This window comes from Streptomyces sp. OZ13, assembly GCF_052068155.1.
GTDB lineage: Bacteria > Actinomycetota > Actinomycetes > Streptomycetales > Streptomycetaceae > Streptomyces.
Window position 1 is genome coordinate 439,914 of record NZ_JBQHCZ010000004.1, and the last position, 20,859, is coordinate 460,772.

Here is a 20,859-nt window from a genome sequence, read left to right on the forward strand (position 1 = left end):
ATGGACGCGCTCTTCGAACCCTGGTCCCCCCAGTTCGTGGCCGACCCCTACCCCGCCTTCGCCGAACTGCGGGAGCGGGGCCGGGTGCACTGGTTCGAGCCGACACGGCAGTGGCTCGTACCGCACCACTCGGACGTCTCCGCGCTGCTGCGGGACCGGCGGCTGGGGCGGACGTATCTGCACCGTTTCACCCACGAGGAGTTCGGCCGCACTCCGCCGCCCGCCGCGCACGAGCCGTTCCACACTCTCAACGACCACGGTCTGCTGGACCTCGAGGCCCCGGACCACACGAGGATCCGGCGGCTCGTGACGAAGGCGTTCACCCCGCGGACCGTGCAGGCGCTGGAACCGGTCGTACAGCGGCTGGCGGCCGGTCTGGTCGCCGACTTCAAGAAGGCGGGCGGCGGCGATCTGCTGGCCGAGGTCGCCGAGCCGCTGCCGGTGGCCGTGATCGCCGAGATGCTCGGCATCCCGGAGTCCGACCGGCCGCTGCTGCGGCCCTGGTCGGCCGACATCTGCGGGATGTACGAGCTGAACCCGTCGGAAGAGACGGCGGCGCGGGCGGTGCGGGCCTCGACCGGGTTCAGCGCGTACCTGCGGGAGCTGATCGCCGTTCGGCGTGAGCGGCCGGGCGACGACCTGGTCTCCGCGCTAATCGCCGCCCACGACGAGGGCGACCGGCTCAGCGAGCAGGAGATGATCTCCACCTGTGTGCTGCTGCTGAACGCGGGCCACGAGGCGACCGTCAACACGACGGCCAACGGGTGGTGGACGCTCTTCCGGCACCCCGGTCAGCTCGCGGCCCTCCGGGCGGACCACTCGCTGTTGTCCACAGCTGTGGAAGAACTGATGCGTTACGACACCCCGCTCCAGCTCTTCGAACGCTGGGTGCTCGACGACATCGAGATCGACGGCGTCGTGGTGCCGCGCGGCTCGGAACTGGCACTGCTGTTCGGCTCCGCGAACCGCGACGGCACCCGCTTCGACCACCCCGACACGCTGGACCTGGCACGCGCGGACAACCCGCATGTGAGCTTCGGCGCGGGCATCCACTACTGCCTGGGCGCACCGCTCGCCCGCATCGAACTGGCGGCGTCGTTCGGAGAACTGCTCCGCCAGTGCCCGGACATGCGGCTCGCGGAGGAGCCGCGGTGGAAGGGCGGTTTCGTGATCAGGGGCCTGGAGGCACTACGGGTCGAACTGTGACGGCCGGCCGTCGCTACTTCGTCTCCAGGTCCCGTTTGCGGAAACCCTCGAGGCCCACCCGTACCAGCCCCGCCGCGACCAGCGTCAGGACCACCATCGGGGTCCAGCTCATCGGCGCGGCGGGCAACTGGGGGATGTGCCCGAACGGGGACAGGTCGCTCATCCAGCCGGGGAACTGAAGCAACTGCCCCAGGTACCCGACCACGAACGCGTACACCGGCACGATCCAGGCCGCCGCGCTCGCCCGCGGGAACCAGCCGAAGAGCACGACGGCGACGCCGGTCGTGACCCACAGCGCCGGCGCGTAGGCGAGCGCCGCGGCCACCAGGTCGAGGAACAGCCCCGCGTCGTCCGCGGACGCCGCGCCCGCGATCCCGAAGCCGACCCCGGCCAGGAGCAGCAGCGCGGTGCCGCCCGCCATGGCCACGGCCAGGTGGCTGCCCACCCAGCGGGCGCGGGACAGCCCGGTCGCGAGCAGCGGTTCCGCGCGGCCGGCGGTCTCCTCGGCGCGCGGCCGCAGCGCCGCCATCACCACGTACACGGCCGCGACGACGGAGATCACGACCATGACCATCGACGCGAACGACTCCGCCACCGAGGCGCCGCCGATCTCCTTGAGTGCCTCCTGGAGCTGGTCGATGTTCTTGAGCATGTCCTCCGCGTCGCCGAGGATCGACCCGTACATCGCGCCCATGAGGAACAGGCCCGCGCCGAACCCGGTCAGCATGCCGCGGTGCAGCCGCAGGGCGAAGCCGAACGGCCGGCTCAGCGCGTCCGACGCCACCGCGCTGCCGAGCCGCGACGCCCGCAGGCCGGCGCCCACGTCCCGCCGCGTGGACAGCACGAAGCCGGCGGCGGCGCACAGCGCGGCGAACGTCAGGCACAGCAGCAGCGGCCACCAGCGGTTGTCGACGTACACGTAGGTGCGCTGTGCCCAGCCGATCGGCGACAGCCAGGCGAGCGCCCCGTCTCCTCCCGCATCGCCCGCCGCGCGCAGGACGTACGCGACACCGACGACGGCGAGTGCCATGCCGGAGGCGCCTCGGGTGTGCGCGGTGATCTGTGCCGTGACGGCGGCGACGGCGGCGAAGGCGATGCCCACCGCGGCGTGCGCGGAGCCGTAGAGCAGCGAGCCGCCGGTGTCGATGCCGTCGATGCCCATGCTGCCGAGGGTGAGCGCGAGCAGCAGGGCGAGGACCACATTGGCGAGGACGGCGAGCGACAGCGCCGCGGTCAGGTGCGCGTGCCGTCCGACGACGGTGGAGCGCACCAGTTCGGCGCGTCCCGTCTCCTCCTCGTTGCGGGTGTGCCTGGTGACGATGAGGACGCTCATCAGGCCGACCATCACGGCCATGAAGCCGAGCATCTGGTGGCCCAGCATCGCGCCGAAGTTGTAGTCGTCCAGGTAGTGGCGGGGTCCGGTCATGGCGAGCCCGGCGGGGCTGTCCATGGTCGCCACGACCGAGGCGCGGTCGGCCGGATCGGCGTACAGCGTCTTGAAGTTGCTCGCCGTCGACACGGTGCCGACGACCAGCGCGAGGATCCACACGGTCAGCCGGACGCGGTCCCTGCGCAGGCCGAAGCGGAGCAGGCCGAGCGTGCCGGCGAGCGCGTTGCCGCCGTTCGCGGTGCTGGGGGCGGTGGCCGCCTCGGTGGCGGTGGCCGTGCTCATCGTGCTGCTCCGTCGTCGGCGAGGCGGGTCGTGCCGTCGGCGGCGGCGCCGTGCCCGTTCGCGCCCAGCTCGTCGCCGTAGTGGCGCAGCATCAGTTCCTCGAGCGTCGGCGGGTGGCTGACGAGGCTGCGGACGCCGAACTCGGAGAGCCTGCGGATCGCACCGTCCAGATGACTGCCGTCGACGGCGAACCGCACCCGCCCGCTGTCGGTCCGCAGGTCGTGCACGCCCGGCAGCTCGGCCAGGCCACTGACCGGGCGGGCCGTCTCCGCCTCGACCGTCGTACGCGTCAGATGCCGCATCTCGCTCAGCGTCCCGGACTGCACGATCTTCCCCTGCCGGATGATGCTGACCCGGTCGGCGAGCTTCTCCACCTGGGCCAGGATGTGGCTGGAGAGGAGCACGGTCCTGCCCGCGGCCTTCGCCTCGGAGATGACGTCCTGGAAGACGACCTCCATCAGAGGGTCGAGGCCGGCGGTCGGCTCGTCGAGCAGCAGCAGTTCGGCGTCGGACGCGAGCGCGGCGACGATGGCCACCTTCTGCCGGTTGCCCTTGGAGTAGGCCCGGCCCTTCTTGGCCGGGTCCAGATCGAACCGCTCGACGAGTTCCTCGCGGCGCCGCTTGTCGATGCCGCCGCGCAGCCGGGAGAGCAGGTCGATGGCCTCGCCGCCGGTGAGCCCCGGCCACAGCTCGACGTCACCGGGGACGTAGGCGAGGCGCCGGTGCAGTTCCACGGCGTCGTGCCAGGGGTCCTTGCCGAGCATCTGGGCCGCGCCCGAGTCGGCGCGCAGCAGCCCGAGCAGAACCCGGATGGTGGTCGACTTCCCCGCGCCGTTCGGCCCGAGGAAGCCGTGGACCTCACCTGTTTCGACCGCGAGGTCGAGGCCGTCCAGCGCACGTGTCCGTCCGAACGACTTGTGGAGTCCGGAGACGGTGATTGCCTTCGTCATGTTTCAGAACGTACGCTTAGTTCACAAATTTATGAAGTTAAGGAAGCGTATAAACTCGGCTCAGGACCGTGACAAGGGGAGATGATCCGGTGGTGACCGAACAGACCACGGCAGCGCAGCAGCCGCGCGACGAGGACGCGGTGTCCGCATTCGTGGAGCGTTTCGCCGCCCAGCTCGTCGAAGCGGGCATGACCCGGATGCCGGCCCGCGTCTTCGCCGCCCTGCTCTCCTCCGACTCCGGTGTGATGACCTCGGCCGAACTCGGGCAGCAGCTCCAGGTCAGCCCCGCCGCGGTCTCCGGCGCGATCCGCTATCTCGCCCAGGTCAACATGGTCTCCCGCGAGCGGGAACCGGGCTCCCGCCGCGAGCGCTACCGCGTGCACAGCAACCAGTGGTACGAGGCGCTCACCAACCGCGACCAGATCCTCAAGCGCTGGGAGCACACCCTGCGGGAGGGCGTGGTGAGCCTCGGCCCCGACACGGGGGCGGGCCGGCGGATGTCCGAGACGCTGGAGTTCTTCCAGTTCCTGGAGAAGGAGCTCGCCCTCCTCATGGAACGCTGGCGCGAACACCGCGACCGGCTCCACGGCGCGGCCTGACCCGGCAGGGCGGGGCCGCCCCTGCCAGGTCGTCGAGGTTTGCCCGTCGAGGTCAGGCCCGCCGGGCGTTCGCCGGGGTCAGCCCGCCGGGGCGGGCAGCGGCAGTGTCAGGCCCCACGCGCCCGCCCGTACCGTCCAAGTGCGGGTCCTGACCGGGCCGGTGACGTGCGCGTCGGCCCGGTAGCGGAAGTCCGGGCCGGAGACCGTCACGGAGAGGGCGCTCGCGCGCAGGGGCTCGGCGGTCGAGCCGTGGCGTACGACGACCTCCGCGCGGCCGCCCGGGCCGGCGCGGACGATGACGTCCTCGACCGGGCGGTCCAGGTCGCACATCAGGACCCCGTCCGCCTCCACACGCAGGCGGTGGGTGCGGACCGGCGCGGCCGAGGGAGCGGGGCGCACCAGGGTGCGGACGAGGGAGCGGGCCGCCGTCCACACCGAGGCGCCCTCCACATGCGGCACCGGGCGGGACGCCGGGATCGCCAGGTCGCCCAGGACCACCCCGTCGCTCTCGTCCACCAGGAGGTCCAGCCGCCGCGGCGTCCCCTCGAGGACCGCCCTGGCCGCCGCGACCGCCCCGGCGGGAACGCCGAGGGAGTGCGCCAGACGTACGGAGGAGCCCACGGGGACGAGCGCCAGCACGCCGTCGCCCAGCGAGCGGTCGCGGTGCAGCAGGGCCACGGCCCTCAGCAGTGCCCGGTCGTCGCCGACCACCACCGGCCTGCGCGAACCCCTCCGGGCGAGTGCCCGGGCGAATTCCTCCGGGCCCTGGGGAAGACAGATTTTCGCCTCCGACCCGCCGCACAGCACATCTTTCGCGATGCGCACGGACTCGCCGTCCATTCGGCGGGCGACCGGGTCGATGACCACCAGCAGCTGGTCGGGATCCGACACCTCGGTCCTTCCTCGGGTAGCATCTTTGTGCAAGAGCCCCTTGCGCTATTGCGCCAGGGGCTTCGTCTATTCCGGGGCAACCTGTCCCAGGACTCAGGCACGGCTCCGGCCCCCTGACCTTGGTCTTGCCCCGCCCGGAAGGGGTGTACGCCTGTGCCCGCACTTGTGCTGCTCGGTGCTCAGTGGGGTGACGAGGGCAAGGGAAAGGCCACCGACCTGCTCGGTGGATCAGTGGATTATGTGGTGCGCTACCAGGGCGGCAACAACGCCGGCCACACGGTTGTCGTCGGCGACCAGAAGTATGCGCTGCATCTCCTCCCTTCCGGAATCCTCTCGCCGGGATGTACTCCGGTCATCGGTAACGGCGTCGTCGTGGACCCGGCGGTTCTGCTCTCCGAGCTGAGCGGGCTGAACGACCGCGGCGTCGACACGTCCAAGCTCCTGATCAGCGGAAACGCCCATCTGATCACCCCGTACAACGTCACCGTCGACAAGGTGACCGAGCGGTTCCTGGGCAAGCGCAAGATCGGCACCACGGGCCGCGGCATCGGTCCGACGTACGCCGACAAGATCAACCGCGTCGGCATCCGCGTCCAGGACCTCTACGACGAGTCGATCCTGATGCAGAAGGTCGAGGCGGCCCTCGACACCAAGAACCAGCTCCTCACCAAGGTCTTCAACCGTCGCGCGATCGAGACGGAGAAGATCGTCGAGGAGATGCTCCAGTACGCGGAGCAGATCCGGCCGTACGTCGCCGACACCACGCTGATCCTGAACAACGCCATCGACGAGGGCAAGGTCGTCCTCTTCGAGGGCGGCCAGGGCACCCTGCTGGACGTCGACCACGGCACGTACCCCTTCGTCACCTCCTCGAACCCGACCGCGGGCGGCGCCTGCACCGGCGCCGGCGTGGGCCCGACGAAGATCAGCCGGGTCATCGGCATCCTCAAGGCCTACACGACCCGTGTCGGCGCCGGGCCGTTCCCGACCGAGCTGTTCGACGAGGACGGCGAGGCGCTGCGCCGCATCGGCGGCGAGCGGGGCGTCACCACCGGCCGAGACCGCCGCTGCGGCTGGTTCGACGCGGTCATCGCGCGCTACGCGACCCGGGTCAACGGTCTGACCGACTTCTTCCTCACCAAGCTGGACGTCCTGACCGGCTGGGAGCAGATCCCGGTCTGCGTGGCGTACGAGATCGACGGCAAGCGCGTCGAGGAGCTCCCGTACAGCCAGACCGACTTCCACCACGCGAAGCCGGTGTACGAGATGCTGCCGGGCTGGTCCGAGGACATCACCAAGGCGAAGACCTTCGCCGACCTGCCGAAGAACGCGCAGGCGTACGTGAAGGCGCTGGAGGACATGTCCGGCGCCCCGATCTCGGCGATCGGCGTCGGCCCCGGCCGGACCGAGACCATCGAGATCAACTCGTTCCTGTAGGCCTGCCGGGCAGGACGGACACGGTGCGAGGCCCCGGACGCGAATCGGCGTCCGGGGCCTTCGCGCCGGTTCCCGCCGGCGTACGAGGCGGGCAGGGGCCTCTACCTGCCATGCACACGGCACGACTGGCTAGGCTGCGTGTTCCGAATGTTCACGCCGGTGCCGAGGCGGGAGCAGCGCCTAGACCGGTCCAGGGGCGGATACACATGGCTGATCGCCAGACGACCCAGTTGCTCGACAGCATGCGTCGCGGCATGCCGTTCGAGTTCACAACCAAGATGTCGATGACGAAGCGGCTCGCGACGCTGGTGTCCGTCGCCGAGCTGTTCGGCTACCGGTACGCGGGTGCCCGGCAGGAGATCTTCTCCATCAAGCTGGCCTTCGCCCCCGACCCGAGCCCGCAGGCGCAGGCGCGTGCCGCACAGTGCTGGCCGTACGCACCCCGGATCCCCGAAATCCCGCAGCAGGTGCTGGAGCTCAACAAGAAGCGGGTTCTGTTCGACCTGAGCAGCAAAGCCGCGCTGGTGAAGCGGCTGCCGGTCATCGGGATCGTGCTCCTGTTCGCGAGCCTGCGCCTGCTCGGCTCCCTGGGCGACAGCCCCGGCCTGGCTCTCGGCTACGTCAGTTTCCTCGCCGTGCTCGTCGGCATCGGCGTCTGGATCAACGCCGCGCGCCACAAGAGGGCCGGCGCACACCTCGAGGCCGCGGGTTTCGTGCGCCACGAGTCCTCCCCCGGCCAGGTCTCCTACCTCCCGCCCGGCAGCCTGCCGCCCGCACACTGGCACGGGCCGCAGCAGTACGGGCCCGGCGGGCAGCAGGGGTACGCCCAGCAGCCCTACGGCGGGCCGCAGCCTCCATACCCGGCGCCGCAGCACCAGCAGCACCAGCCGTACGGTCAGCAGCCCCCGGCCCAGCCCTCGTACGGTCAGCAGCCCTACGGCGGTCAGCCGCCGCAGTGAGGCACGGCGGCTGCGGGTGGTGGTCGGCCCGTTGCCGTGCAAGCCGCTGACCGGGCTGTCCGTCGGGCAGAGCGTGGCCGGATGGGCCGCGGGGTAGCCAGAACGGGCGCCGTGCGCGTGACGGTGGGCACCTGCGCAGAAGGCGCCATCCCGTACCGGAAGCCTGGTCGGGGGACTTTGCGGCGATGTGGCCTCGACCATCGAGATCAACTCGTTCCTGTAGGGCTTTCGCGGGACACTGGAAACCCCCGAGGGGCAGATCCGCGGCGAGGGCCGAGCGCTTTCGCCGTGGATCCGCGTCCGGGGTTTTTCCGTGCCCGGCCGCGCCGCACGGAGCCGGGGAGGCGTGGCCGGTCCCGCGCCGCCCGGCGTCACCGGCGACCCTCGTGCTCCCGCCCTGAGCGACGGAGAGGCCGGCGGGCCCGTCCGACGCGTACGGTGCCGGCCCGCCTGTCCGGAGGCCGATCCCCGTGGCCGCGGAGGACCGACCCGGCTCACTCCTCCCCGCAGATCCGCAGCCCCTTCGGCGTCGCGCACGGCAGGTGCCCGTGCGTGGTGATCACGTCCTGTCCGCCACCGCGGCTCATGTAGGTGAGGAAGCTGGAGACGAGCGAGTCGGCGGGCGGCCGGCCGTACGTGTAGGCGTACTCGATCTCGCGGTACGGGTAGCCCGTCTCGCCGATGTCGTCGACGGACGGCGCGTCGCCGTCGATGGTCGGACGGTGCAGACCCTTCAGCCCGCTGCCGGAGCGCAGCTCGCTGTAGCCGATCGCGCCGGGCAGCTCGGCGACCGTCGCCAGCACCTGTTCGGTGCTGCTCAGTTCGCAGCGGACGACGGGAGCCTCCGCGTCGTCCTTGTGCTCGCAGTCGCGCGAGGAGTTCACGGGCTCGTTGCGGTGCAGGACCCGGCGCTGGAAGACCTCCCTGGTACCGGAGTTGGCGTCCCGGCTGACGAGGAGGACCGGCAGTTCGGGGCCGCCGAGCTGCGACCAGTCGGTGATCTCGCCGCGGTAGATCTTGCGGACGGCGTCGAGGGAGAGGTTCTTCAGCGTGACCCGGTCGTTGACGACCAGCGAGAAGACGGAGACGGCTACCCGCGTCTCACGGAGCTGCGGGTGGCCGCCGGGCTTGGGGCCGTCGGCGAGCGCGATCATCGCCGGTGAACCGCCGCCCGACGTGGCGCCGGCCTCCGCCAGCGCCCTGATGCCGGCGTTGCTGCCGTGCGCGTCGACGGTGACGGTGGCGCCCTCGCAGTCCTTCTCGTACTTCTTCGCCAGTTCCCGCACCACCGGCGCGAAGGCCGTCGAGCCGGTGACGGTGAGCTCCCCGCGGGCGCAGCCGATCGGCGGACGGGAGTCGTCCCGCGCGACGATGATCGTGGCGAGCGCGACGACGCAGACGGTCAGCAGCACGGTGATCACCCGGGCGGCACGGCTGAACAGCGGCGGGGTGTCGTCGGGAGTGGTGCTGCGGTTGGGGGCCACGTCGCCGTCCCGCAGGCCGCCGGTCACCCGGATCGGGCTGCCGACCGGCCCGCCGGTGAGCAGGACCAGCAGCTTGAAGTGCTGGCCCTGGTTGAGGGGGACACGCGGCAGGTGAATCGTTCCGCCGGTGTGCCGCATACCGGCGGCCGCCGTGAAGTGGTCCATCAGGTGCTCGGCACCCGGCGGCTGGGTGACCGCTATGGCCCGGACGGTGCGGTCGGTGAACTCCGCGGTGAGGCCGTGGACCTCCCGGCCGGTGTAGTCGTTGTCCGCGATGCTCTGCGAGCCGTCGTTCTCGACGCGCAGCAGGACGAGCGTGGCGTCGGACATCTCGGGGGCCTCGTTGAACAGCCCGAGCCGGAAGTTGGGCCGCCCGGCGCGCACGTCGCTGCCGATCGGGGTGTCCATCTGCACCCGGTACCCGATACGTCGTCGCCGTGGCACCCGCCGCTCGTACCAGAGCACCCCGCCGGAGGCCAGGATGCCCAGCACGGCGGTGAGCACGGCCACGACGTTCTCGGCATTGAGCCACTCCACGGGTGCCCCCTCGCTCCTCGCGTCCCAGGTGGAGCGGCCACCGTACGGAGGACACGCGGCGCGGCGGAGCGGCTTGTGCGACCGGACGCCGAATGTTGGTCCGGAGTTCAATCACCCTGCCGGGTCATCTGCGGACGTACTCCGCCGGTTCGCCGTCGGCGCTCATCCCGTACATGAGGAGGCGTTCCTTGCCCTCGAAGCGGTCGGTGCGCAGGTTCTGCGCGGAGCCCGACGGGGTGCACTCGGGGTCGGAACCCTCTGCCGGCTGCGGCGGCCCGAGGACGACCAGGTCGCCGACGCCGCCGAGCACGGCGGTGCTCTCGCAGTGCACCAGGTCGCCGGTCTCCTCGCCGGTCTCCTCGTCGGTGCGGGGGTAGTTCTCGGAGAACCGTACGAGCGGGGCGCCGACCGGACCCTGGGTGACCGTCATCTCGAAGGAACGGGACTCCTCGTAGTCCGGCGGGGCGTCCAGCACGTCGAACTTCTGCCGCCAGTGACCGACGAAGGCGGACGGCACGGCCTTGGGGCCGTTCTTCGACCGGTGGAACGTGGCAGTGACGTCCCCGGACGTCCACTCCAGCACCTCTGGCGACCGTACGGTCAGGGTCTGGTGCGCGGCGGGGGTGCAGCGCTTCTCGGGCACGCTGGTGGTCACGTCGCTCTCGCCGAACACGATCCGGTCGGCGTCCGCGGAGACGAGCGTGGAGCGCCCCATGCACAGCCGCTCACCGGTGACGTGGACGTACACGCCGGTCTTCTCGCCGGCCCGGCCCTGGGTGATCTCGATGCGCCCGGTCTCGTACGGCGCGTCGGCACTGCCCCGCAGGACGCCCTCCCACGCGCCGAGGAAGTCGTCGGGCACGATGCCGGCGGAGTCGCCGGTGCCGCTGGTGGACGCGACCGGGGTGCCGGTCGCTCCCGCGCCGCCCGCCCCGTCGTCCGTCCCGCCGCGGTCCTTCCACTGAAGGGCGGCGAACGTGCCGGCGACGGCGAGAACGGCGACTGCGGCCGCGGCGGCCAGCGGGGTACGCCGCCGCCTGCGCGGCGCGGCCGGCACCGTCACCGGCGTCGGGGGTGTCGGGTCCCCGTCCGCGTCGAGCAGCCGGGCAGCGTGCCGCCCCAGCCCGGCCAGCAGGCCGGCGGGCAGCCACGGTTCGTCCGGAAGGGGCACGCTCGCCAGCTCCGCGGCCGTCGGCCGGGCGGCCGGGTCCTTGTTCAGGCAGCCCCGTACGAGCGGCTCCAGCTCGGGCGGGAGCCCGGCGAGGTCCGGCTCCTCGTGGGCGATACGGAACAGCACGGCATGCACCCCGCTGTCCGCGGACCCGAACGGCGGGCGCCCGGTGCCCGCGTACGCCAGCACGGCACCCAGACAGAACACGTCCGACGCGGGCGTGAGCCGCTCGCCGCGCACCTGCTCGGGCGACATGAAGCCGGGTGATCCGACGACCGCGCCGGTCGTCGTCAGCCCGCCGTCGGTGACGGTGTCCACGGCGCGTGCGATGCCGAAGTCGATGATGCGGGGGCCGTCGACGGTGAGCAGGATGTTGGAGGGTTTCAGGTCCCGGTGCAGCAGCCCGGCGGCGTGGATGTGCCCGAGCGCGTCGGCCAGTCCGGCGGCCAGGGCGCGTACGGAGTTCGCCGGCAGCGGCCCGTACTGGTCGACGACGACGCTCCTCAGCGACGGCCCCGGCACGTATCCGATGGCCACCCAGGGCGACTCCGCCGCGGTGTCGGAGGCGATGACGGGCGTGGTCCCGGCCCCTCCGACCCGCTCCAGCGCCTCGACCTCACGCGCGAACCGGCGCCGGAACTCGTCCTGTGCTGCGAGCTCGGCCCGCACGAGTTTGACGGCCACGGTCCGGCCGCCGGCCGAGCGGGCGAGATAGACCCGGCCCATCCCGCCGACTCCGAGCCGTCCGAGCAGCCGGAACGGGCCGATCTGGGTGGGGTCTTCGGGCAGCAGGGCATCCACGCCCGGATCTTCCCACAACGCGGCGCACAGGACCTCTGGCATGGTCAAGTCGCCTATGTGGGCCAGGACTTGAGGCGGGCGGCCTGCGTGGACCCAAGCTGTCCGGGACATGTCCCGGACAGCCGCGGGCGGGACGGACCCGCCCGTCCGCTCCTACGGTCCATCGCCATGGACACCACACGGAGAACGATTCTGCGGGGCATGGCAGCGGCACCGGTGGCCGCCACCGTCGGCGGCCTGCTGCTGCCGCACGGCGCCCAGGCGGCGGAAGCCGTCGGTCCGATGCCGCTCGACCTGCGCATGCGCACCCGCGCCAACGGATCGGGTACCAACTACCCGGACGTGATCAAGAGACTCCTCCTCATGGCGGACAGCGCACGTCCCGAGGAGCGCCACGGACTGGGCAGGGCATCACTCGACGACATCCTGGCCGACACAGACAGGAAGGGCCGTCCCGCACGACCGGACTGGCCGGGAGCGAGCCTGCCCCGGCTGCGCACCTCGTTCCAGTGGCAGGGCGCGGGCGAACGGAACACCATCGCCAACGACTTCAAGACCAGGTACTGGCGCCCGCAGGGCATCAGCAACCGCTACACCGCCGCCGGCGGAACCGACCCGAACGTCCTCATGGTCTCCTGGTACGCCCGCGCGGGTCAGGAGGACCAAGGGGCGCGGATCAGCATCGTGGATCTCTCCGACCCTGCCGCGCCGAAGTACCGGCACGTGCTGCTCGTCGAACCTCGCGTGCAGGGACGCCGGTTCACCTTCCGGCCCGCGACCCTGCACGCCGGCGGTATCGCCTGGTACGGCAACCGCCTCTACATAGCGGACACCATCAAGGGCCTGCGCGTCTTCAACACCGACGAGATGCTCGAGGTCGCGACGGACGGCCCGGCGGACAAGTGCGGTTACTGGAAGGGCAAGTACCACGCGCTCCGCTACAAGTACGTCCTGCCGCAGAGCCGCGCCTATGACCATGTGGCACCGAACCTCGTAGAGGTGCAGCAGCGCTACTCGCAGGTGGCGGTGGACGTCACCACTGCTCCGCACTCCCTCGTGGTGAGTGAGTTCAGGCGTCCGCTCGAGACGTCCTCGCGCGTGGTCCGCTGGAACCTGGACCCGACCACCGGCGCGCTGGCTCCCGCCGGACCGGGCGGGCTGATCAGGTCGGTCGCCCGTGAACGGATCCGGCACGGCGGTCAGGTTCAGGGCGCCGTGAGCGTCTCAGGCACCTACTACCTGTCCGCGAGTGCCGGTCCGAGTCGTTACGGGACGGTCCGGACCTGGCGCAAGCAGCCCCTCGATGACCTGCCGGCCGTCTTCGCCTGGCACCAGGCCGAAGGGCCGGAGGACCTGAGCCACGACGCCCGGGCCGGTGTCCTGTGGTCGGTCAACGAGTACGAGAGCAACCGCTACGTGTACTCGATGACCCTGTAGCGGCGTCGGCTGAACGGTCCGGTACCGCGGCACGTACTGAGGACAGGGGCCTCGGCGTCCGGGGCCCCATGGCACTGGCGAAGCCGTTCCGTTACGACCTTGGGGCCGCGCATGATGCACGCACGACGGAGGGGCGCACGACGGACACTCCAGCGGGTCGTGCGGCTGGCCGCCGTGGTCGGGCTGCTCAGCGGCGGGCTGATGGTCTCCGGCGCCATGGCGGGCGAGCCGCCCGCCGCGGGTGATCCGCGGGCCGACGACCCGGTGGCCGGGCTGGTGTCGCGGCTCGGCCCGGCCCGTACCGCGGGCAGCTGGACCGGCCCCGACGGGAGGACGGTCGTCGCCGTCACCGATCAGGAGGCCGCGGAGGAGGTTCGGCGGGCCGGCGCGGAGGCCGAAGTGGTGCGCCACAGCATGGAGCGGCTCCGCTCGGCCACCGAGACCCTGCGCTCCGCGCCCCGGGTGCCCGGCACCGCGTGGGCGGTCGACTACGCGGCCAACAGCATCACCGTGCGTGCCGACAGCACCGTCTCCGCGGACGACTGGTCGCGCATGTCCGGCCTCGCGGAGGAGATCGGCGGCTTCGTCCGCATGGAACGCACCTCGGGGACCTTCACCACCAGGGTCAACGGCGGCACCGCGGTCTTCGGGGACCAGCGGCGGTGCACCGCCGGGTTCAACGTCACCAACGGCCAGGACATCTTCATCCTGACGGCGGGGCACTGCGGGCCGGAGGACTCCACCTGGTTCCGGGACCGTCAGGGCGACGAACTCGTCGGCACCACCACGGCCGCCAGCTTCCCCGGCGACGACTACTCCCTGGTGCGCTACGAGGACGTCGACGTCCTGGACCGCACCAACGTCGTGGACATCGGCGGCGGCAGGGGCGTACAGATCGTCGGGGCCGGCGAACCGGCCGTCGGGCAGCGGGTGTTCCGCAGCGGCAGCACGACCGGGTTCCGCTCCGGAGAGGTGACCGCCGTCAACGCGACGGTGAACTACCCCGAGGGCACCGTGACCGGACTGATCGAGACCACGGTCTGCGCCGAGCCGGGGGACAGCGGCGGGCCGCTGTTCTCCGAAGGACTGGCACTCGGCGTCACCTCGGGCGGCGACGGGGACTGCACCACGGGCGGCACCACCTACTTCCAGCCGGTGACCACCGCCATGGAGAAGCTCGGCGTGGACCTGACGGGCGGCCCGCCCGCCCCCGGCGGGACGGTCGACGAGTCGGAGGGCGGCGCCCCGCCCGTGCCCGCGCCGCCGCGGCCCGGGGAGGGCCTCGGATCGCGGGCGGTCAGCTCGATCGTCGACTTCGGCAACCCGGCCCTGGGTGCGGGCCTGATCGGCCTCAGCCTGACCGGACTGCTGGTCGCACGGTGGCTCGTGTCGGCCCAGGAGCGCAGGGAGTACCGCAATTTCCACAGCGCGAGCTGGGGCTGAGGCCGGCTGCCGCGGGTTCGGGCAGCAGACCTTCTCAGCCGGCGTGTCGCCCTTCTCAGCCCGTCTTGGTGTACGTGAGCGGCTCGCCGGTCGAGCCGACGAGCTCGCGGACGATGATGTTGTCGGCGGGCATGTTCAACCGGCTCCACTGCCCCGGGGCGCACGAGACGCGGTCGCCGAACGTGACGGCCGTGGGGGCGAGTTCAAGGGGCGGTCCCGGGGCGCGGAGCGTGGCCGACCAGCGGCAGTCGTAGTTGGGGCCCGTGCCGCTCAGGGTCATGATCGGTTCGCCGGTCGCGCCCTGCGTGATCGTCATGATCCGGGTGTTCGTGCCGTCCGCCGTCTCGAACGACGCCCGCCAGGTGCCGACGTACTCCTGCGGCACATCGCCCGCCGTCTGGGCCGTCGGCGGTGTGCCGGTCGGTGCGGGGGTGCCGGAGGAGGCGGGGGGAGAGGTGGGGGCCGAGGACGTGGAGGTGGGCTTCGGGTCCGCCGTCGTCCGCTTGCCCTTGTCCTTGGACATGAACGCGTACACCGAGCCGCCCGCGCCGAGGGCGACGACCAGCGCGACGGCGATCAGGGCCAGTGTCCCGCCACGGGAGCCGCGCCGTGGCGCCGGAGGCGGAGTCGGGGCATGGGGCCCTGGCGGGTACGGGGCAGGGTGGTACGGGGCCGGCCGGTACGGCTGCGGATAGCCGTACACCGGTCCGGGCGGCGTGTGCGGCGCCGCGGCCGGTATCGGCGCCGGAGCGGGAGGCGGTGTCGCGACCGCGCGGGGAGGCGCCGTCATCGTCGGCGGCTGCGCCGGCGCCTGCGGCTGTTCGGCGTCCAGCAACTGGACCGCGTGGCGGCCGAGTTGCGCGATCAGCGCCCCCGGCAGCCACGGCTCGCCGTCCGCGTCGGCGGCCGTCCGGCGAAGGACCTCGTCCACGGTCGGCCGTGCCTCCGCCTCCTTGCGCAGACAGTCGCGGATCAGGTCCAGCAGAGCCTCGGGGACCCCGGCCAGGTCCGGCTCCTCCTGCGCGATACGGAACATCTGCGCGTGGGCGCCGCTCGCGGCGGATCCGAACGGGAGCCGGCCCGTCGCCGCGTAGGCGAGTACGGACCCCAGGCAGAAGACGTCGCACGCCGGGGTGATTCTGTCGCCGCGCACCTGCTCGGGCGACATGAAACCGGGCGAGCCGACGAGCGCGCCGGTGCGGGTGAGGCCGTCGTCGGCGACCGTCTCCAGCGCGCGGGCGATGCCGAAGTCGATGACACGCGGCCCGTCGATGGTGAGCAGGATGTTCGACGGCTTGAGGTCGCGGTGGATCAGGCCGGCCGTGTGGATGTCCGTCAGCGCGTGCGCCAGGCCGGAGGCCAGCAGGCGGACGCTGCGTTCCGGCAGTGGTCCGTGCGCGCCGGAGACGACGGTGTGCAGCGCGGGCCCGGCGATGTAACCGGTGGCGACCCAGGGGACCGGGGCCTCCGTGTCCGCGTCGAGGACGGGCGCCGTCCACCTCCCGCCGACGCGCAGGGCGGCCCGGACCTCGAGCCGGAAGCGGTTGCGGAACTCCTCCTGCTCCGCGAGCTCCTGCCGCACGAGCTTCACCGCGACGGTGCGTCCGCAGTCGGAGCGGGCGAGATACACCTGGCCCATGCCGCCCGCCCCGAGCCGGCTCAGGATCCGGTACTCGCCGATGTGATGTGGATCCCCTGGTGCCAGCTGCTCCATCGCCGCGCGGCCCTTCCCCCGTACCGAAATGCTCGACGGACCGAGGATAGTGGGCGCGCCGGGCGCCACACAGGTCAGCGGTCCCCGCGGAAACGCCGCCGGGGCCCTGGCGGCGCGGCCCGCCGGGCTCCTGGCGTCGGGTTACCGGCGTCAGGCTTCCCGGCACGGGGTCCGCGTCGGTTTCCCGACGTCAAGCTCTCGGCGTCAGGCTTCCGGTCCCGGCGGGAGGACGGCCGGGCCGTCGGCCGTGTCCTCGGCGTCCATGGTGTCCATCGCCCGTGACAGCTGCTCCAGCACCCGCACGGTCTCCGCGAACTCCTCCGGTCCGAGGGCGTCCAGCAGCCGGTTCGCCAGCCGTGCGTGGCCGGGGTCGATCTGCTTGATCGCGGCCCGGCCCTCCTCCGTCGCGTGCAGCAGCTTCGCGCGCCGGTGGGCCGGGTTGGGCCGGTACTCGGCCAGCCCCTGCCCGGCGAGCACGTCGGCGATGCGCTGCACGCTCTGCCGGGTGATGCCCATCGTGCGGGCGATCCCGGCCACGGACTGCGGCTCGCGCGCCACGGCGCCGAGGACCTGCCAGCGGGCGGCCGTCAGTTCCGCCTCCCTGGCGATTCGGTCGGAGACGGTGATGAACTGCCCGTTCAGCCGGAAGACGCCGAGGGCCGTGCGGGTCAGCAGTTCCTGGGGGTGGTGGTCCGGCCTCATGCGTTCAGGACCTCGAAGGCCGCCGGGTCCGAGTCGTGGAACAGCCGGTACCAGGCGTCCAGCTTCTCCCCCTCGTACACGCCGAGGCGGGCGAAGACCTCGCGGGCGAAGGCGACGGGCTCGGTCGGGCCGGCGGTGATCAGGTCACCGTCGGTGACGGCGTCCGTGTCGACGTAGCGGTCGCCGCCCTTGTAGCCCGTGGCGGCCAGATAGAACGAGACGGCACTGGTGTGGGCGCGGTCGTCGAGCAGGCCCTCGCGTGCGAGACCGGCGGTCGCGCCGCAGATCGCCGCGACCGGGACGCCCGCGTCGAGGAACGTGCGGGCCTTGGTGGCGAAGGGCGAGAGGACGTCGCCGGTGTCCCACAGGGTCGCTCCGGTGAGGATCAGCAGCGCGCTTTCCGCCGGGTCGAGGTCCGCGAGCGCCAGATCGGGCTGGATGCGGACGCCGCCCATGGTGGTCACCGGGTGCGTGGTGAGGCCGACCGTCCTCACGGTGAAGCCGTTCTGGGTGAGGTGGGCGGTGGTGTGGCCCGTCTCCCAGTCGGCGTAGGTGTCGTAAACGGCCAGATGAACGGTCCCGCTGGTCATGGTGCCCTCCTTGACGCGTGTCCTGTTCCTCCATGTATGACAGCAGCCTGTCATGACGACAGTATGCTGTCAATCATGAAAGGGTGCCCGCGAGGGGCGACACCCTGCCCAGATAAGCGGCCTGGTCCATACAAGGTGGCCATGTCGGCTCCGACCGGCGGTTCCTTACGCTGAGCCGCATGACCCCTCATGCCGACCCGCAGACCGGAGCTGCCGTCAAGGCGGCCGACCGCGCCCATGTGTTCCACTCCTGGTCCGCCCAGGGCCTGATCGACCCGCTCGCCGTCGCCGGCGCAGAGGGGTCCTACTTCTGGGACTACGACGGCAACCGCTACCTCGACTTCACCAGCGGCCTCGTCTACACCAACATCGGCTACCAGCACCCCAAGGTCGTCGCGGCGATCCAGGAACAGGCCGGCAAGCTCGCCACCTTCGCGCCCGCGTTCGCCGTGGAGGCGCGCTCCGAGGCGGCCCGGCTGATCGCCGAGCGCACCCCCGGCGACCTCGACAAGATCTTCTTCACCAACGGCGGCGCGGAGGCCGTCGAGAACGCGATCCGGATGGCCCGTCTGCACACGGGCCGTCCGAAGGTGCTCTCCGCCTACCGCTCGTACCACGGCGGCACCGCGACGGCGGTCAACATCACCGGCGACCCGCGCCGCTGGGCCAGCGACAACGGCACGGCGGGCGTCGTCCACTTCTGGGCGCCGTTCCTGTACCGGTCCCCGTTCTACTCCTCGACGGAGGCGGAGGAGTGCGCACGCGCCCTGACGCACCTGGAGGACACCATCGCCTTCGAGGGTCCGCAGACGATCGCGGCGATCATCCTCGAGACGATCCCGGGCACGGCCGGCATCATGACGCCGCCGCCCGGCTATCTCGCGGGCGTCCGCGAGATCTGCGACCGGTACGGCATCGTGTTCGTCCTCGACGAGGTCATGGCGGGCTTCGGGCGCACGGGCGCCTGGTTCGCCGCCGACCACTTCGACGTGGTGCCGGACCTGATCACGTTCGCCAAGGGCGTCAACTCGGGATACGTGCCGCTCGGCGGTGTGGCGATCTCCGCCGAGATCGCCGCGACCTTCGACAAGCGCCCCTACCCAGGCGGGCTCACCTACTCCGGCCACCCGCTGGCGTGCGCGGCGGCCGTCGCCACCATCCAGGTCATGGCGGACGAGAAGGTCGTCGAGAACGCGGCGGTCGTCGGAGAGACCGTGCTGGGGCCGGGGCTGCGCGAGCTCGCCGAGCGCCACCCGTCGGTGGGGGAGGTGCGCGGCCTGGGAGTCTTCTGGGCGCTCGAACTGGTCCGCGACCGCGGGACCCGCGAGCCGCTGGTGCCCTACAACGCGTCCGGCGAGGCGAACGCGGCGATGGCGGCGTTCGGCGCGGCCTGCAAGAAGAACGGCCTGTGGCCCTTCATCAACATGAACCGCACGCACGCCGTCCCCGCGTGCAACGTGAGCGAGGCCGAGGCGAAGGAGGGTCTGGCCGCGCTGGACGCGGCGCTGTCGGTCGCTGACGAGTGGACGGTCTGAGGCCCGCCCGAAGCCCCTCTGACGGGCCCCGCCGGACGCGCCCTACGCCCCTCCGGCCACGGTCGGCCGGAGGGGCGCCGCCCTGGTAGGCGTAGCCGGCGGATACCGGCGGCGGTCAGGTGCCCCTCCGCCGACGCCGACGCGGCCCCGCCGACAGCGCACCGCGGGCGGCGCTCCGCCGGAAGCGCACCGCGGGCATACTTCGCCCCGCACAGGCCACGCGTCTCCCCGCCGGTCACGGCCGGCCGTGACCGGCGGCAGCCCCTACGCCCCGGGTTCGACCTCGAGGAACCTCCGCCTCTTGGGGCCCCGGTACAGCAGCCCCTCCCAGCCCAGCCCCGCCAGCACCTCGGCGCACGCCTTGAGCCGGTCCTCCTCCTCATGGACGGCCCCGCTGCCCGGCGGGCCGAGCCACTCGACGTACACCGTGTGCGGGCGCTCGCCGGGGCGTACCCGGTAGCCGGTGGCCGTGCGCCGCTCCTCGTGGACGGCGGAGGGCGGGAAGCCGGAGGCCTCCAGCGCCAGCGCCACCGCGCGGACCGTCCGGACCAGCTCCCACGGCGCGGGCACGGCCTCTCCGCCCGTGGTGTTCGTCACCCGCCGGATCTGGAGCAGCCCCTCGAAAGCCGTCCGCACCTCAGCGGCCCTGCCGGGCCCTGACACCGGCGGGCCGTCACCGGTGGCCGCCTCGAACATCTCGCGCACGCCGACCTCGCCTCCCCTCCCGCTCCGGACCGTACGCCGCCCGCGTACCGGCCGTATCACCCCTGGCCTATCGTGTCCGGGACCGAAGGCGAAGGAGAAGCCCACGATGCCCGGCTACGGCAGCGGCAGCGGTGGCGGGAGCGGCAACCCGAATGCCGTGACCCGCAGCACCCTGCGGCAACAGATCGCCGACGCGCTGCGTGACGAAGTGCTCGCGGGGCGGATGCAGCCTGGCCAGGAGTTCACCGTCAGGGAGATCGCCGACCAGTACGGCGTCTCGGCGACCCCCGTGCGCGAGGCCCTCGTCGACCTGTCCGCGCAGGGCCTCCTCGACTCGGACCAGCACCGCGGTTTCAAGGTGCACCGGTTCACCTTCGACGACTTCCGGACCATGGTCGAGACCCGGTCGCTGATCGTGGACGCGATCTTCGGCCACGTCACGAGGAGCAGGCCCGCGCCGCCGGCGCCGCAGGCCCTGCTGTCCGTGCGGCGCCGGGCGGAGGAGGCCGCGCGGGCCGCCCGCTCCGGCGACCTGGACATCCTCATCGGCTACGACCTGCGTTTCTGGCGTGAGCTCGGCGCGCTCGTCGCCAACCGCTACCTCTGCGACTTCCTGCACCGGCTGCGGGTGCAGGCGTGGGTGTTCTCCGTACCGTTCCTGCGCATGGACGCGGAGCTGCCCGAGCGGCTCTGGGGCGGCCACCAGGACATCGTCGACGCGGTGACCCGCGGCGACGCGGCCGCTGTCCGCGCCGAGATCCGGGCCTACGACGACCACGCGCTGGCCTGGGCGGAGCGCATGGAGCAACGGGAGAGGCAGACGCGGCGCGAGGGATGAGCGTCCCGCTGCGCGAAGCCGCACCTGAAACTGCCCGGCCGGCCGGGGGAGAGGGCGGCCGGGGTGTGGGTATGGGTCGTGGGAGAGGAGTGACAAGGGGGTACCGGAACGTACCGAACCATGTCGAACGGACCCTTCGCGCACCGCGCCGGCGGCACTACGCTGTCCCGACCATCATCTTTCTTCAC

The 20,859-nt window shown here is 72.1% G+C and carries 17 protein-coding genes; 8 read left to right on the forward strand and 9 right to left on the reverse strand.

Going from position 1 to position 20,859, the window contains the following annotated elements:
• Window positions 1–1,206, forward strand: coding sequence for a cytochrome P450 (locus ACTMTU_RS12340; protein ID WP_441263512.1), 1,206 nt, complete (start codon window positions 1–3; stop codon window positions 1,204–1,206).
• Window positions 1,207–1,219: 13 nt separating this feature from the next.
• Here ACTMTU_RS12340 and ACTMTU_RS12345 read toward each other — a convergent pair whose 3' ends face one another.
• Window positions 1,220–2,878 (reverse strand): ABC transporter permease, encoded by a 1,659-nt coding sequence (locus ACTMTU_RS12345; RefSeq protein ID WP_441263513.1) that lies wholly within the window; start codon window positions 2,876–2,878, stop codon window positions 1,220–1,222.
• Window positions 2,875–3,828 carry an ATP-binding cassette domain-containing protein gene (locus ACTMTU_RS12350; protein WP_441263514.1) on the reverse strand — a complete coding sequence of 318 codons (954 nt, stop codon included), beginning with the start codon at window positions 3,826–3,828 and terminating at the stop codon, window positions 2,875–2,877. Before ACTMTU_RS12350 ends, ACTMTU_RS12345 begins: the two co-directional genes overlap by 4 nt.
• A gap of 89 nt (window positions 3,829–3,917) precedes the next feature.
• Here ACTMTU_RS12350 and ACTMTU_RS12355 point away from each other — a divergent pair, with 89 nt between their 5' ends.
• Entirely contained in the window at window positions 3,918–4,427 is a 510-nt protein-coding gene (locus ACTMTU_RS12355; protein ID WP_441263515.1) for a GbsR/MarR family transcriptional regulator, read from the forward strand.
• A 78-nt stretch (window positions 4,428–4,505) separates the two neighbouring features.
• Here the strand turns inward: ACTMTU_RS12355 and ACTMTU_RS12360 are convergent, their stop codons facing one another.
• Entirely contained in the window at window positions 4,506–5,318 is an 813-nt protein-coding gene (locus tag ACTMTU_RS12360) for a diacylglycerol kinase (protein ID WP_441263516.1), read from the reverse strand.
• Between the two features lie 153 nt (window positions 5,319–5,471).
• On the opposite strand from ACTMTU_RS12360, the gene ACTMTU_RS12365 reads away from it, so the two are divergent.
• Together ACTMTU_RS12365 and ACTMTU_RS12370 are read left to right on the forward strand one after the other, a co-directional pair.
• Window positions 5,472–6,755, forward strand: coding sequence for an adenylosuccinate synthase (locus tag ACTMTU_RS12365; protein WP_441263517.1), 1,284 nt, complete (start codon window positions 5,472–5,474; stop codon window positions 6,753–6,755).
• Between the two features lie 206 nt (window positions 6,756–6,961).
• The gene (locus ACTMTU_RS12370; protein WP_441263518.1) at window positions 6,962–7,714 is read left to right on the forward strand and encodes a hypothetical protein; all 753 of its coding nucleotides are present in this window, start codon (window positions 6,962–6,964) and stop codon (window positions 7,712–7,714) included.
• A 494-nt stretch (window positions 7,715–8,208) separates the two neighbouring features.
• Here ACTMTU_RS12370 and ACTMTU_RS12375 read toward each other — a convergent pair whose 3' ends face one another.
• Window positions 8,209–9,735, reverse strand: coding sequence for a substrate-binding domain-containing protein (locus tag ACTMTU_RS12375; RefSeq protein WP_441263519.1), 1,527 nt, complete (start codon window positions 9,733–9,735; stop codon window positions 8,209–8,211).
• 124 nt (window positions 9,736–9,859) lie between these two features.
• On the reverse strand, window positions 9,860–11,749 hold the full coding sequence (locus ACTMTU_RS12380) for a serine/threonine-protein kinase (protein ID WP_441263712.1): 1,890 nt from the start codon (window positions 11,747–11,749) through the stop codon (window positions 9,860–9,862).
• A 159-nt stretch (window positions 11,750–11,908) separates the two neighbouring features.
• On the opposite strand from ACTMTU_RS12380, the gene ACTMTU_RS12385 reads away from it, so the two are divergent.
• Together ACTMTU_RS12385 and ACTMTU_RS12390 are read left to right on the forward strand one after the other, a co-directional pair.
• A complete protein-coding gene (locus tag ACTMTU_RS12385; RefSeq protein WP_441263520.1) occupies window positions 11,909–13,144 on the forward strand; it encodes a hypothetical protein in 1,236 nt (411 codons plus the stop codon).
• A gap of 111 nt (window positions 13,145–13,255) precedes the next feature.
• The gene (locus ACTMTU_RS12390; RefSeq protein WP_441263521.1) at window positions 13,256–14,587 is read left to right on the forward strand and encodes a S1 family peptidase; all 1,332 of its coding nucleotides are present in this window, start codon (window positions 13,256–13,258) and stop codon (window positions 14,585–14,587) included.
• A gap of 55 nt (window positions 14,588–14,642) precedes the next feature.
• Here ACTMTU_RS12390 and ACTMTU_RS12395 read toward each other — a convergent pair whose 3' ends face one another.
• The 3 genes from ACTMTU_RS12395 to ACTMTU_RS12405 form a co-directional block, all read right to left on the reverse strand.
• Window positions 14,643–16,301: a protein kinase domain-containing protein gene (locus tag ACTMTU_RS12395; protein ID WP_441263522.1), complete on the reverse strand. Its 1,659-nt coding sequence runs from the start codon at window positions 16,299–16,301 to the stop codon at window positions 14,643–14,645.
• Between the two features lie 204 nt (window positions 16,302–16,505).
• On the reverse strand, window positions 16,506–17,003 hold the full coding sequence (locus tag ACTMTU_RS12400) for a MarR family winged helix-turn-helix transcriptional regulator (RefSeq protein WP_441263523.1): 498 nt from the start codon (window positions 17,001–17,003) through the stop codon (window positions 16,506–16,508).
• The gene (locus ACTMTU_RS12405; RefSeq protein ID WP_441263524.1) at window positions 17,000–17,593 is read right to left on the reverse strand and encodes a DJ-1/PfpI family protein; all 594 of its coding nucleotides are present in this window, start codon (window positions 17,591–17,593) and stop codon (window positions 17,000–17,002) included. Before ACTMTU_RS12405 ends, ACTMTU_RS12400 begins: the two co-directional genes overlap by 4 nt.
• Before the next feature lie 179 nt (window positions 17,594–17,772).
• On the opposite strand from ACTMTU_RS12405, the gene ACTMTU_RS12410 reads away from it, so the two are divergent.
• Window positions 17,773–19,128 (forward strand): aspartate aminotransferase family protein, encoded by a 1,356-nt coding sequence (locus tag ACTMTU_RS12410; protein WP_441263525.1) that lies wholly within the window; start codon window positions 17,773–17,775, stop codon window positions 19,126–19,128.
• A 264-nt stretch (window positions 19,129–19,392) separates the two neighbouring features.
• Here the strand turns inward: ACTMTU_RS12410 and ACTMTU_RS12415 are convergent, their stop codons facing one another.
• On the reverse strand, window positions 19,393–19,824 hold the full coding sequence (locus ACTMTU_RS12415) for a hypothetical protein (RefSeq protein ID WP_441263713.1): 432 nt from the start codon (window positions 19,822–19,824) through the stop codon (window positions 19,393–19,395).
• Between the two features lie 115 nt (window positions 19,825–19,939).
• On the opposite strand from ACTMTU_RS12415, the gene ACTMTU_RS12420 reads away from it, so the two are divergent.
• Entirely contained in the window at window positions 19,940–20,671 is a 732-nt protein-coding gene (locus ACTMTU_RS12420) for a GntR family transcriptional regulator (RefSeq protein ID WP_441263526.1), read from the forward strand.
• Window positions 20,672–20,859 lie beyond the last annotated feature (188 nt).